This is a genomic window from Bacteroides sp. 14(A), assembly GCF_000526555.1.
Classification (GTDB): Bacteria; Bacteroidota; Bacteroidia; order Bacteroidales; family Bacteroidaceae; genus Bacteroides; species Bacteroides cellulosilyticus.
This window is the reverse complement of the sequence record NZ_JAGH01000001.1, coordinates 1,373,014-1,386,988: the sequence shown is the minus strand read 5'-3', so window position 1 is coordinate 1,386,988 and position 13,975 is coordinate 1,373,014. Positions and strand designations below refer to the sequence as shown.

The following is a 13,975-nucleotide window of genomic DNA, read 5'->3' as shown; positions in this document are numbered from 1 at the left end:
TATAACAAATCTTAACCTGCCAATCATTATACATATTTGAATTGTAGTGATTATCTTTGCAACTTAAATTCACTTTAGTGACTCAGATTATGACCAAAAACAACTCCATACTCATCAAAGGCGCACGCGTCAACAACCTGAAAAATATAGACGTAGAAATACCCCGAAACAAACTTGTTGTCATCACCGGGTTGTCCGGTTCGGGTAAATCCTCCCTGGCATTCGACACACTTTATGCTGAGGGACAACGTCGTTATGTAGAAAGTCTGAGCAGTTATGCCCGCCAGTTTCTGGGACGTATGAGCAAGCCTGAATGTGACTTTATCAAAGGGATTCCGCCTGCCATCGCCATAGAACAGAAGGTGAGCAGCCGCAATCCACGCTCCACTGTCGGCACCTCTACCGAAATATACGAATACCTGCGATTATTGTATGCCCGCATCGGACGGACATTCAGCCCCATTAGCGGAGAGGAAGTAAAAAAACATTCCACTGAAGATATCGTAAACTGTATGTTAGGCTATCCGGAAGGGACAAGATACACAGTGCTCGCTCCGATACTACTGCGTGAAGACCGCACAATGAAACAACAACTGGACATTGATATGAAGCAGGGCTTCAACCGTCTGGAAGTAAACGGAGAGATGATACGCATTGATGAATATGAACCCAAGAAAGGAGATACCGTTTTTTTATTGATAGACCGTATGGTAGCATCCAAAGAAAAAGATGCGGTCAGCCGACTGACGGACTCTGCCGAAACGGCGATGTACGAAGGCGACGGTGCCTGTCTGCTCCGGTTCTATCAGCCTGACGGAACCACCAGCCTGTATCGCTTCAGCACCAAATTCGAAGCAGACGGTATTGCTTTTGAAGAGCCGAGCGACCAGATGTTTTCCTTCAACTCCCCCATCGGTGCCTGTCCTGAGTGCGAAGGTTTCGGTAAAGTAATCGGTATTGATGAACATCTGGTGGTTCCCAACCGTTCGCTGTCCGTTTACGACGGTGCTGTTGTCTGTTGGCGTGGCGAAGTGATGGGTGAATGGAAAGATATGGTGATACGAGGTGCCGAAAAAGCCGGATTCCCCATCTTTACACCTTACTATGAGCTGACGGACGCACAACGCCGGATGCTATGGGAAGGCACTCCTTACTTCCAGGGTATCAACGCCTTCTTTAAGATGGTGCAGGAAAATCAGTACAAGATACAATATCGCGTGATGTTGGCACGTTATCGTGGCAAAACACTGTGTCCGAAGTGCCATGGCACCCGCTTAAAACCCGAAGCCAGCTATGTACGAGTAGGAGGACGAAATATTTCCCAGCTCGTAGATCTGCCGATTACGGAGTTGAAAAACTTCTTCGATAACCTGCAACTGGATAAGCACGACAAAGATGTTGCTACCCGTATTCTCATGGAAATCAACAGTCGCATCCGCTTCCTTCTCGATGTCGGATTGGGATATCTGACACTGAATCGTCTCAGCAACTCGCTTTCGGGTGGTGAGAGCCAACGTATTAATCTAGCCACTTCACTGGGCAGCAGCCTGGTAGGTTCACTCTATATCCTTGACGAGCCCAGTATCGGACTACACAGTCGCGATACCGACAAGTTGATACACGTATTGCGTCAATTGCAACAACTGGGTAATACGGTTGTCATCGTGGAACATGACGAAGAAATCATCCGTGCAGCGGATTACATCATAGATATCGGGCCGAAAGCCGGCCGCCTGGGCGGACAAGTGGTCTATCAGGGAGATATGAAAGATTTGCAGCCGAACAGCGACAGCTACACCGTTCGTTATCTGTTGGGAGAAGAAGAAATTCCTGTCCCGGAACATCGCCGCCCATGGAATAACTACATAGAACTGACCGGGGCACGCGAAAATAACCTAAAAGGGGTAAACGTGCGCTTTCCTCTGAATGTAATGACTGTAGTGACCGGCGTCAGCGGATCGGGAAAGAGTACCCTGGTACGCGATATCTTCTTCCGTGCCCTGAAACGCGAACTGGATGAGTGCAGCGAACGTCCGGGCGAATTCGCTTCTATCGGCGGTGACCTGCAAAACCTGCGAAATGTAGAATTTGTAGATCAGAACCCTATTGGCAAATCCAGTCGTTCAAATCCTGTAACTTATATCAAGGCTTACGACGAAATCCGCAAACTATGGGCAGATCAACCACTTGCCAAACAAATGGGATACACTGCCGGCTACTTTTCATTCAACAGTGAGGGCGGACGTTGCGAAGAATGTAAAGGTGACGGAACCATCACAGTAGAAATGCAATTCATGGCCGACTTGGTGTTGGAATGTGAAACCTGCCACGGAAAACGCTTCAAAGCTGATACACTGGAGGTTAAGTTCCACGATGCTAACATCTACGATGTACTGGAGATGACCGTGAACCAAGCTATAGAGTTCTTCACTAAACACGGACAGAAGAAGATAGTAAAAAAACTCGCTCCACTACAAGATGTAGGATTAGGCTACATCAAACTGGGACAGTCTTCCTCTACCCTTTCAGGTGGTGAAAACCAACGCGTGAAGCTGGCTTATTACCTCAGTCAGGAAAAGGCAGACCCTACCCTGTTCATCTTCGACGAACCGACCACAGGACTACATTTCCATGATATTCGCAAATTACTGGAAGCTTTCGATGCCCTGATATTACGTGGACACTCCATCGTAATCATCGAGCATAACATGGACGTTATCAAGTGTGCCGACTATGTGATAGACCTCGGACCGGAAGGTGGTGACAAAGGTGGAAATCTGGTAGCGGCAGGTACACCGGAAGAAGTGGCAAAATGTGCGGCAAGTTATACAGGACAATTCCTGCAAGAAAAACTGCACATGAAATAATTGAGTGAAACTCATCTCATGAGACGGATTATTCTGTCTCGTGAGATAAAAATATCCGTCCCATGAGATAAAAAAAATCGTCCCACAAGACAAACTGTTTTATCTCATGGGACAATTTATAATAATCTGCAAAGCGGAAAAACCTTAGCTTGCTTTATTCATAGCAGGAGTTATGTAAGTTAGAAGTAGAAACCGAAACCAACCTTCAGACCAAATACCGAACGGTCACCGTTTACGTTCCAATACACAGCCGGCTCAAGTGTCACCGTCCTCGACAGAAAGAAAGCGTACCCTGCTTCCGCACCGAAAGAAAACTTGGTATCATCGCTTGTCCCTCGATCCCAACGGTCTACGTTGACATCAGCACCCAGATATAGACCAATCTTACTGAAATAATAACGACCGCCCACACCGAGTGTATAAACATCCGTATCACCTCCTTTTTCATTCCATTTGGCTCCTGCATGTATCAATAACGCCACATTATCCAGCAGAAACGCACCACCTTTGGCTTCAATGCCAAATGAAGTCTTGTCTGTCTCTGTATTATGCGACAAACCTAAGCCGGAAATCGACGGATTCAAGATCCACTTTCCTTTTTCAAATTGTGCCTGGGCAGCCACTGTGGCCACAAGCAGACAAACGAGTAATGCTAATTTTTTCATTGTTACTTATTAGTTTTTGGTGTTATTGTACTTTTCATCTTCCTCTCTACGTTTTCGCTGCAAGTCTTCTTTCTTACGCAACACCAACCAGAGGATAAACACAATGATATAGGATGCTGCAACAGTGACGTATTTTTCCGTATCACTGATAACAGTGTTGCGCGGCAGGAAATAGGCTGCCGTAGCACTCACATAGATAAGCAGAGCAATCGTGATGCTTGTAGATTTTTTAAATCTCTTCATTACCAAAGTTTTTTAGTCGTTTTAAAATACCAGATACTAAACCAGAGCGCAGCTACCACAGCAGCCAGAATGGCAACACCGAGAGCAGTCTGAGGTCCTAAGCCAAAGCCTTCGGGGGCTATACAGATGTATGTTATACAAACAGTTGTCATAAATACAGCCGGAACATAAGTTACATAAAAGTAATGTCCTTTCTTTTCACGTACCAGATAGACGGTAATCGCCCAAAGCGTAAAGACGGAAAGCGTCTGATTGGTCCATGCAAAGTAACGCCAAATCATGTCAAAACCCTCTTTGTCGCTCAAACTGTAGAGCAACAAACCGATAGCAGCGAGAAACATAGGAATACATATATACAAACGACGACGCATGGATTTTTGTTCCATTCCGAGGAAGTCTGCCACAATAAGGCGGGCAGAGCGGAAAGCGGTGTCACCACTCGTGATAGGCGCGGCAATCACACCTAATATAGCAAGGAATCCTCCCACAGTACCGAGCCAATCTTTGGTGATAGCATCCACTACTACGGCAGCATTCGTCTCCCCCATTCCGTTTTCATGAAAGAAATAGGTGGCAGCTGCCGCCCAAATCAGGGCAACAATACCTTCGGTAATCATAGCACCATAGAACACAGGGCGACCGTGACGTTCACTCGTCATACAACGAGCCATTAACGGACTTTGCGTAGCATGGAAACCACTGATAGCACCACAGGCTATGCTGACAAACATAATCGGGAAAATGGGTAGTTCAACAGCATTAGGGTTCGTATTCTGTAATCCGTCCCAGAATTCCGGTAAGACAGGATGCTTCACATAAAGCATCACCAGTATACCCACCGCCATAAAAAGCAATGCAACAGCAAAAAGCGGATATATCTTACCTATGATTTTATCAACCGGCAACAAAGTGGCAAAAATATAATAGATAAATACTACTATTATCCAGAACGTAACATCCAAAGATTCCGGTGTCAGTTTTGCCAGCAATCCGGCAGGGCCGGCCACAAAGACAGCTCCTACCAATATCATCAAAAGAACTGTAAAACCGCGCATCACCTGCTTGGTAGTTACTCCCAGATAGCGACCGATGATCTCCGGCAAGCTTTCACCGCCATTACGCAGAGAGAGCATACCTGCCAGGTAATCATGTACGGCTCCGGCAAAGATACTGCCGAGCACAATCCACAAATAAGATGATACACCAAATTTAGCCCCCATAATAGCACCGAAGATAGGACCCAAACCGGCAATATTAAGAAATTGTATCATGAAAATCTTCCAGGTGGGCAAAGGGATATAATCCACCCCATCGGTCTTAGTCAAAGCAGGCGTCTTACGATCGTCAGGGCCGAAAATATGTTCGATGAAACGCCCGTAAAGAAAATAACCTGCTATTAATGCCAACAGGCAAAGCGTAAATGTAATCATGGTGCGTTATTCATTATTTTTAATGGACGCAAATGTAATAGTTTCTAAGGAAACTGCACAACATTCTCAAGTGTTTTACTTATCTTCGCCGCTAAAAATGACAGAAATAAAGAAGGAAAAGAGAATTTGTTTAGAATAAGTATTAGGTATTACAATAAAATCTCTATCAACATGAAACAGTTACTTCTCACTATATTATTTATCACATTCGTTCTGCCCCTTACCGCGCAATCCGCCGGTGAGATGGTTACCCGTCCTCCAAAATACGAAGTGCGCGCTGCCTGGGTCACCGCCGTCTATGGTTTGGACTGGCCCCGTACCCGTGCCACCAGTCCCGAAGGCATCCGAAAACAAAAGGCAGAACTAGTCGAGATACTTGACCGACTGAAAGATGCCAACTTCAACACTGTGCTCTTCCAGACGCGAACGCGCGGTGACGTGCTCTACCGCTCAAAGATAGAACCGTTCAACTCCATTCTGACTGGGAAAACAGCTGCTGATCCGGGGTACGATCCACTGGCTTTTGCCATAGAAGAGTGTCATAAGCGTGGTATGGAATGCCATGCCTGGATGGTAGCCATTCCGTTAGGCAATCGCAAGCATGTTGCCAATCTGGGCAATGCCTCCGTAACCAAACAGAAATCCGCTATTTGTGTGCCTTATAAGCGTGAATACTTCCTCAATCCCGGAAATCCGGCAACCAAAGAATATCTGATGAGCCTTGTACGCGAGGTTGTGGAAAAATATGATGTGGATGGCGTCCACTTCGACTATCTGCGTTATCCGGAGAATGCTCCCCGATTCCCAGACACCTATGATTTCCGGAAATATGGCAAAGGACGCGACCTCGCCCAATGGCGCAGGGATAACATTACGGAAATCGTCCGACACCTCTACAAAGGTGTGAAAGCTCTGAAACCCTGGGTAAAGGTAAGTACCTGCCCTGTAGGAAAATACCGTGATACCTCTCGTTATCCCTCCCGCGGATGGAATGCTTTTCATACTGTTTACCAAGATGCACAAGGTTGGTTGGGTGAAGGCATACAGGATCAGATATATCCCATGCTTTACTTCCGGGGTAACCATTTCTATCCTTTTGCTCTCGACTGGCAGGAACAAAGTAATGGTCGCCAGATCATTCCCGGACTGGGTATCTATTTCCTCGATCCCAGTGAAGGAAACTGGACACTGGATGAAGTGGAGCGTCAGATGCACTTCATCCGTACCCACAAACTGGCAGGTCAGGCCCATTATCGTGTGAAATATCTGATGGACAACACACAAGGGTTGTATGATGTATTGGAAGAGGACTTTTATACCGCTCCTGCCCTGCAACCTGCCATGCCCTGGATAGACAACGTGCCACCGACAGCCCCTACCCACCTTACTGTCACTCGACTGCCGGACGGATACATCCACCTCAGTTGGATGCCCGCCACGGACAACGACAAACGTAATGTACCGACCTACGTCATCTACGGCTCGGACACTTACCCGGTGGATACCTCCAATCCGGAAAATATTATTGCCCAGCGAGTACAAGGAACGGAATACACGTATGCTCCCGTCCGCTTCTGGACGGCAAAGAAGTATTTTGCTGTCACTGCCGTGGACCGTTGTGGCAATGAAAGCGAAGCGGGCAGATGACCCTCCCGAATGCCACACTCCAGCGTCCCCAATGCCACACTTGAATGGGTGAAACGCCACACTTGAACAAGTGTGAAGTGCAGCATTGGGGACGCTGAAGTGCGGCACCGGAAGCGGTGAAGTGTGACATTGCGAACGCTGAACTGTGGCAACCGTACAGCAAGCCGCGGCATCCGTACGACGAGACTCGACATTGGAAAAATCAGCAGCAGCAGCGTTTCTTTCTTTTTCTTCTGCTGCTGTTGTTAGTATATCTTTTATATTCTCTTTATTATCCGTATCAACACTTTCACTAATAATACTATCATTCAGCGTTTTATCTGATTTTCCGGTGCGTTTTTCCGCCTTTTCCCTCGACGTTTTTTGTCGTTTTTCGTCATTTTTTGACCAAGAAACCGACGATTCCGATACATTTCCGGTCGTTTTCGGAACCGTTTTTCGAACCGAATCTTCCGGTTTTCCCGTTTTATCCGCAACTGTTTCCTCCCGCTTTTGAACCGGTTTATGCAGTGGGTTCAGTTCGGCAGGCGCAAAAGATCCGTCCTCTTCAAAATCGAAAAGCTCGTAACCGAGAATGATCTTCTTGACATAAGTAAAAGATATCTTATGCATCTTGCAGTAAGGACGCAAAAACTCCATATCGACACATGAGCCGGGCAACATAGCCAATTTCTCGATAACGAACCAATAAGCCCCTGTTCCCTTGAGCTTTTCCATTTTCAACAGATATTGCATTCTGGGATCGTGCATAGCCATCAGCGGATGCTGCAAATAGAAATTCCTTTTCATCTTTCTTTATGTTTTAGTTTAAAGCCATAAAGATAAGAATAGCATGTGAGACAGTCGGAGGTTACGTGAGGTTCCGTGAGGTTAAATGAGGTTCCGTGAGGTTAACACACCTCCACCCGCACGTAAGCCCGGTACCTGCTTTGAGGAGTAACCGGCACCAAGGCCAGATAGCCGGAGACGATTCTTCCTTCCTCCACTATCAATGGATAATCCCTCATGTCCTGTTCATGTTGCGTCCGCAAAGCCTCGGCAGAAGGGAAATTGTCGACATTAAAAATTCCTTTGCTACCGGGAGCGACGAAATTATCATAAAGCTGACGGGCAACCATCCCCATAGTCATGCGCACATTAATTTCAACATGTGGATAAATGGCGTACGGATATCCTCTCTGATCCGGACAGATCATCATATCTATCCCCATAGGACCGGAATAATACCTACCATAAATTCCTTCTATAACTTTCTGCAAATACTCACGAATGCACACAAAGGCTTCTAAAGGGATATACCGTAGAATCCACTGTTCCACTTCTTCATTAGAAACCAGCATATTACCACGATAAACACCTTTCTCATCCGTAATAAAATGCGAGTAGCCGCTAAACAGTACCTTCCCCCTACCGTTGGAGTAGAATTCCATGGCAAAATCCCCCTCCTTTTTATATATAGGTTCCAGTATAAGAGCCCCGTGGTTCACCAGTTCCCGACGACACCAATCAGCCGTAGATTTCGTCAGCCCACGGCGACACCAACGTAACCCCTTTCCGCTGCCCGACCACACGGACTTGAACAGGTAGCCGTCCTTAAAATCATCGACTATATCCGGAACGCAGAATTCCTTGCCCTCCCCTGATATCAGAAAATGACGTCCACAAACACATTTGAGGGTTTTATTCAGTTCAAACGTCATAGCAAGAGCCATCCCATACGCACGGGAAGAAAGCATACGACACTCGCGCAACTCTGCTTCCGTAGGAAGTTTATGTTGGGCAATACCGGCCTTCTGCATACGCTTGCGGAAAGCGCGATTCCATCCCCAAGGTACAATTTGGGATTCCGCATAATCGGGTAATTCCGGTTCAGTGACCAATTGCACGGAAAGGGGGAACAATTGTTTCATTTTTTGCAGGTAATCAGCGTTATAGGCCGAAGGAGCAAGTACTGCACTGCCGGGTTGGGCATACCAAACGGGTAATAAAGCAAGATCTTGGGCCATACGACAGGCAGAAGCGGGAGCCATATAATTTTCTTCATTATTAGCAAGTGCCATGTCCGTGTCTGGGTTAAATACATAGAGTTTCATACTATTACAGTTCTTAATTATTTAAGGCCGCAAAATTACAGAGAAAAACAAGGTAAAGCAAATATATAAACTTCACTAACAAAAAAGATATTTTGCCATCTCTACTTTGCAATTCTATAAAAAAGACGTATATTTGTCGCCCGATAAACTGAATTTAACAGCATGGAAGCATTCTACCGCACACACGCCTATCTTGTTGAGCATACCAATGCCCCCGTTCGCCGTGACCTCATGGATGAGATCAACTGGAACGACCGTCTTATCGGTATTAAAGGAACGCGTGGTGTAGGTAAAACCACGTTTCTGTTACAATATGCTAAAGAGAAATTCGGCACTGACCGTTCCTGCCTCTTTATCAATATGAACAATTTCTACTTTTCTTATTTCAGCATCGTTGATTTCGCTTATGAATTCCAACGCCGCGGCGGAAAAGTATTACTGATAGACCAGGTATTCAAACATCCGGATTGGAGCAGGGAACTGAGAATGTGCTACGACCGGTTTCCAAACCTCAAAATCGTGTTTACCGGTTCGTCCGTGATGCGACTGAAAGAGGAAAACCTGGAACTGCGCGATATAGTGAAGAGTTATAACCTGCGTGGCTTCTCCTTCCGTGAGTATCTGAACCTGCAAACAGGCATGAAGTTCCGTGCTTATACACTGGAAGAGATTTTGAGTAACCACGAACAGATTGCCAAAGGCATCCTTTCGAAGGTACGTCCACTGGATTACTTGCAGGACTATCTGCACCATGGTTTCTATCCGTTCTTTCTGGAGAAACGCAATTTCTCGGAGAATCTGTTGAAGACCATGAATATGATGGTAGAAGTGGACATCCTGCTTATCAAACAGATTGAACTGAAATATCTTTCAAAAATCAAGAAATTGCTTTATATGCTGGCAGTAGACGGTCCGAAAGCCCCGAACGTAAGCCAGTTGGCAAACGACATACAAACATCCCGTGCCACGGTGATGAACTACATCAAATATTTGGCAGATGCACGCCTTATCAATATGGTATATCCGAAGGGAGAAGAATTCCCCAAGAAACCATCGAAGATTATGATGCACAACTCCAACCTGATGTACTCCATCTATCCCGTGAAAGTGGAAGAACTAGATGTGCTGGACACTTTCTTCGCAAATTCCCTGTGGAAAGATCACAAGGTGAACAAAGGCGACAAGAATATGTCATTCCTGGTGGACGATGTGATGCCTTTCAAGATTTGTCCGGAAGGTATGAAAATAAAAAATAATCCCGGCGTCACCTATGCCCTGCACAAAGCGGAAATAGGAAGGGGGAATCAGATTCCACTCTGGATGTTCGGCTTTTTATATTGAGATTTATTCACTTAATAATAATTCAATTTAGTTATGACTAAACAGAAGAAATTCATTACTTGTGATGGTAACCAGGCTGCTGCGCATATCTCGTATATGTTCTCTGAAGTAGCTGCTATCTATCCCATCACTCCCTCTTCTACGATGGCTGAGTACGTAGACGAATGGGCTGCCGCAGGACGCAAAAACATCTTCGGCGAAACAGTATTGGTACAGGAAATGCAATCGGAAGCCGGTGCTGCCGGAGCCGTTCACGGTTCATTGCAAGCCGGTGCGTTGACTTCAACGTACACTGCATCTCAAGGTCTGTTGCTGATGATCCCGAATATGTACAAGATTGCCGGTGAATTCCTGCCTTGCGTATTCCACGTATCAGCCCGCACACTGGCTTCTCACGCGCTGTGTATCTTCGGTGACCACCAGGATGTTATGTCAACCCGTATGACAGGTTTCGCTATGTTGGCAGAAGGTTCTGTACAGGAAGTTATGGACCTCTCCGGTGTTGCTCACTTATCAACTATCAAAGCTCGTGTACCGTTCGTTAATTTCTTCGACGGCTTCCGTACTTCTCACGAAATCCAGAAGATCGAGATGTTGGAAAACGACGATCTCGCTCCGCTGATTGACCAAAAAGCTCTGGCTGAATTCCGTGCTCGCGCATTGAATCCGATGAATCCGGTTGCCCGTGGTATGGCTGAAAACCCCGACCACTTCTTCCAGCACCGTGAATCTTGCAACAACTACTACGAAGCAGTTCCTGCTATTGTAGAAGAATACATGAATGAAATTTCTAAAATCACAGGACGTAAATATGGATTGTTCGATTACTATGGTGCTGAAGACGCAGAACGCGTAATCATCGCTATGGGTTCTGTAACCGAAGCTGCCCGTGAAGCTATCGACCACCTGATGGCTAATGGCGAAAAGGTAGGTATGGTTGCCGTACACCTGTATCGTCCATTCTCTGCTAAGCACTTCCTGGCTGCTGTGCCTAAGACTGCTAAGACTATTGCAGTTCTTGACCGTACGAAGGAACCGGGTGCGAACGGCGAACCGTTGTACCTCGATGTTAAAGACTGCTATTATGGTGCAGCTGATGCTCCGGTAATCGTAGGCGGTCGTTACGGTTTGGGTTCTAAGGACACTACTCCTGCTCAGATCATTGCCGTATTCAAGAATCTGGCTATGCCGATGCCGAAGAACCACTTCACTATCGGTATCGTAGACGACGTAACTTTCACTTCACTTCCTCAGGAAGAAGAAATCGCATTGGGCGGTGCAGGTATGTTCGAAGCTAAATTCTACGGACTGGGTGCTGACGGTACAGTAGGTGCTAACAAAAACTCTGTGAAAATCATCGGTGACAATACTGACAAACACTGCCAGGCTTACTTCTCTTACGACTCAAAGAAGTCAGGTGGTTTCACTTGTTCTCACTTACGTTTCGGTGATACTCCGATCCGTTCTACATACTTGGTAAACACTCCGAACTTTGTGGCTTGCCACGTTCAGGCTTACCTGCACATGTATGATGTAACCCGCGGTTTGCGTAAGAACGGTACATTCCTGCTGAATACAATCTGGGAAGGCGAAGAACTAGCCAAGAACCTGCCTACCCGTGTGAAGAAGTATTTCGCTAAGAACAATATCTCTGTATACTATATCAACGCAACTCAGATTGCACAGGAAATCGGTTTGGGTAACCGTACCAATACAATCCTGCAATCTGCATTCTTCCGTATCACAGGTGTAATCCCTGTTGACCTGGCTGTAGAACAGATGAAGAAATTTATCCAGAAGTCTTACGGTAAGAAGGGTGAAGATATCGTAAACAAGAACTATGCTGCCGTTGACCGTGGTGGTGAATACAAGCAATTGACCGTTGATCCTGCTTGGGTTAACCTGGCTGACGACGCTAAGACTGAAAACAACGATCCTGCATTCATTAACGAAGTAGTTCGTCCGATCAACGCACAAGATGGTGACTTGCTGCCGGTATCTGCATTTAAGGGCATCGAAGATGGTACTTGGTATCAAGGTACAGCTAAATACGAAAAACGTGGTGTAGCTGCTTTCGTTCCCGAATGGAATGCTGAAAATTGTATCCAGTGTAACAAGTGTGCTTATGTTTGTCCTCACGCTTCTATCCGTCCGTTCGTTCTGGATGCTGAAGAGCAGAAGGGTGCAAACTTCGAGATGCTGAAAGCTGTAGGTAAAGTATTCGACGGTATGACATTCCGTATCCAGGTTGATGTTCTCGACTGTCTGGGTTGCGGTAACTGTGCCGATATCTGTCCGGGTAATCCGAAGAAGGGTGGCAAGGCTTTGACTATGAAACATCTGGAAAGCCAGTTGAACCAAGTCCCTAACTGGGATTACTGTGCTGAAAAGGTAGCAAGCAAGCAACATTTGGTTGATGTTAAAGCTAACGTAAAGAACTCTCAGTTCGCTACTCCGTTGTTTGAATTCTCAGGCGCTTGCTCCGGTTGTGGTGAAACTCCGTACGTGAAGTTGATTACTCAGTTGTTCGGTGACCGCGAAATGGTAGCCAATGCAACAGGATGTTCTTCTATCTACTCCGGTTCAGTACCCTCTACTCCTTATACTAAGAACGAAAAGGGTCAAGGTCCTGCTTGGGCAAACTCTTTGTTCGAAGACTTCTGCGAATTCGGTTTGGGTATGGAACTCGCTAATGAAAAGATGCGTGATCGTATCGTGAAACTGTTCAACCAGATTCTGGAAGGTGACAATGCTCCTGCTGAGGCTAAGGAAGTATTGAAAGCATGGATTGAAAACATGTACGACGCAGACAAGACTAAAGAACTTGCACCTCAGATCGAGGCTATCATCGAGCAAGGCATCGCTGCCGGCTGCCCGGTTAGCAAGGAACTGAAAGGCTTGACTCAATATTTAGTAAAACGCAGCCAGTGGATCATCGGTGGTGACGGTGCTTCTTACGATATCGGTTACGGTGGTCTCGACCATGTAATCGCCAGCGGTAAGGATGTTAACATCCTGGTTTTGGATACTGAGGTTTACTCTAACACAGGTGGTCAGTCTTCTAAGGCTACTCCGGTGGGTGCTATCGCTAAGTTTGCCGCTGCCGGTAAGCGTGTACGTAAGAAAGACCTTGGTTTGATGGCTACTACTTACGGTTACGTTTACGTAGCTCAGATCGCTATGGGTGCTGACCAAGCTCAGACTCTGAAAGCAATCCGTGAAGCTGAAGCTTATCCCGGACCGTCACTCATCATCGCTTACGCTCCGTGTATCAACCACGGTCTGAAGCTGGGTATGGGCAAGAGCCAAGCTGAGGAAGAAAAGGCTGTTAAGTGCGGTTACTGGCACTTGTGGCGTTACAACCCGGCTTTGGAAGCTGAAGGCAAGAATCCGTTCCAGCTGGATAGCAAAGAACCGGATTGGGCTGGATTCCAGGACTTCCTGAAGAGCGAGGTTCGTTACTCTTCTGTAATGAAACAATATCCTTCAGAAGCTGCTGAACTGTTCCAAGCTGCCGAAGACAATGCCAAGTGGCGTTATAACAGCTACAAGCGTCTGTCTAAAGGAAACTGGGGTGCTGATGCCGAATAATTTCTATTATTAAAATAGTAAATAATAAACTCTGAAAAATGAAGGCTGCACCGTGAACCGGATGCAGCCTTTATTTGTTTTCAAACAAAAGCAACGAA

General features: G+C 46.3%; 8 protein-coding genes. 4 read left to right on the top strand and 4 right to left on the bottom strand.

Annotated features, from left to right (window positions below):
- Positions 1-89 precede the first annotated feature (89 nt).
- A complete protein-coding gene (uvrA, locus tag K429_RS0105170; protein WP_007214817.1) occupies positions 90-2,867 on the top strand; it encodes an excinuclease ABC subunit UvrA in 2,778 nt (925 codons plus the stop codon).
- 179 nt (positions 2,868-3,046) lie between these two features.
- Here uvrA and K429_RS0105165 read toward each other — a convergent pair whose 3' ends face one another.
- Genes K429_RS0105165 through K429_RS0105155 form a run of 3 tightly spaced genes read right to left on the bottom strand, consistent with a single transcriptional unit; the run spans position 3,047 to position 5,205 of the window.
- Positions 3,047-3,532, bottom strand: coding sequence for an outer membrane beta-barrel protein (locus K429_RS0105165; RefSeq protein ID WP_007217390.1), 486 nt, complete (start codon positions 3,530-3,532; stop codon positions 3,047-3,049).
- A 9-nt stretch (positions 3,533-3,541) separates the two neighbouring features.
- Entirely contained in the window at positions 3,542-3,775 is a 234-nt protein-coding gene (locus K429_RS0105160; RefSeq protein WP_007214819.1) for a hypothetical protein, read from the bottom strand.
- Complete coding sequence (locus K429_RS0105155; protein ID WP_007217389.1) at positions 3,775-5,205, bottom strand: carbon starvation protein A; 1,431 nt, start codon at positions 5,203-5,205, stop codon at positions 3,775-3,777. The genes K429_RS0105160 and K429_RS0105155 overlap by 1 nt, the downstream gene beginning before the upstream one ends.
- Positions 5,206-5,376: 171 nt before the next feature.
- On the opposite strand from K429_RS0105155, the gene K429_RS0105150 reads away from it, so the two are divergent.
- The gene (locus K429_RS0105150) at positions 5,377-6,852 is read left to right on the top strand and encodes a glycoside hydrolase family 10 protein (RefSeq protein ID WP_007217388.1); all 1,476 of its coding nucleotides are present in this window, start codon (positions 5,377-5,379) and stop codon (positions 6,850-6,852) included.
- An 890-nt stretch (positions 6,853-7,742) separates the two neighbouring features.
- Here the strand turns inward: K429_RS0105150 and K429_RS0105145 are convergent.
- Entirely contained in the window at positions 7,743-8,945 is a 1,203-nt protein-coding gene (locus K429_RS0105145) for a hypothetical protein (RefSeq protein ID WP_025726242.1), read from the bottom strand.
- 162 nt (positions 8,946-9,107) lie between these two features.
- On the opposite strand from K429_RS0105145, the gene K429_RS0105140 reads away from it, so the two are divergent.
- Positions 9,108-10,286, top strand: a complete 1,179-nt coding sequence (locus tag K429_RS0105140; protein WP_007217386.1) for an ATP-binding protein — start codon at positions 9,108-9,110, stop codon at positions 10,284-10,286.
- Between the two features lie 33 nt (positions 10,287-10,319).
- Positions 10,320-13,877, top strand: coding sequence for a pyruvate:ferredoxin (flavodoxin) oxidoreductase (gene nifJ, locus K429_RS0105135; protein ID WP_025726241.1), 3,558 nt, complete (start codon positions 10,320-10,322; stop codon positions 13,875-13,877).
- The last annotated feature ends 98 nt before the right edge of the window (positions 13,878-13,975 follow it).

What these genes read in the sequence shown, in the direction of transcription:
- uvrA (WP_007214817.1), top strand. Translation starts at nt 90, where the DNA reads ATGACCAAAAACAACTCCATACTCATCAAAGGCGCACGCGTCAACAAC.
- K429_RS0105165 (WP_007217390.1), bottom strand. Translation starts at nt 3,532, where the DNA reads ATGAAAAAATTAGCATTACTCGTTTGTCTGCTTGTGGCCACAGTGGCT.
- K429_RS0105160 (WP_007214819.1), bottom strand. Translation starts at nt 3,775, where the DNA reads ATGAAGAGATTTAAAAAATCTACAAGCATCACGATTGCTCTGCTTATC.
- K429_RS0105155 (WP_007217389.1), bottom strand. Translation starts at nt 5,205, where the DNA reads ATGATTACATTTACGCTTTGCCTGTTGGCATTAATAGCAGGTTATTTT.
- K429_RS0105150 (WP_007217388.1), top strand. Translation starts at nt 5,377, where the DNA reads ATGAAACAGTTACTTCTCACTATATTATTTATCACATTCGTTCTGCCC.
- K429_RS0105145 (WP_025726242.1), bottom strand. Translation starts at nt 8,945, where the DNA reads ATGAAACTCTATGTATTTAACCCAGACACGGACATGGCACTTGCTAAT.
- K429_RS0105140 (WP_007217386.1), top strand. Translation starts at nt 9,108, where the DNA reads ATGGAAGCATTCTACCGCACACACGCCTATCTTGTTGAGCATACCAAT.
- nifJ (WP_025726241.1), top strand. Translation starts at nt 10,320, where the DNA reads ATGACTAAACAGAAGAAATTCATTACTTGTGATGGTAACCAGGCTGCT.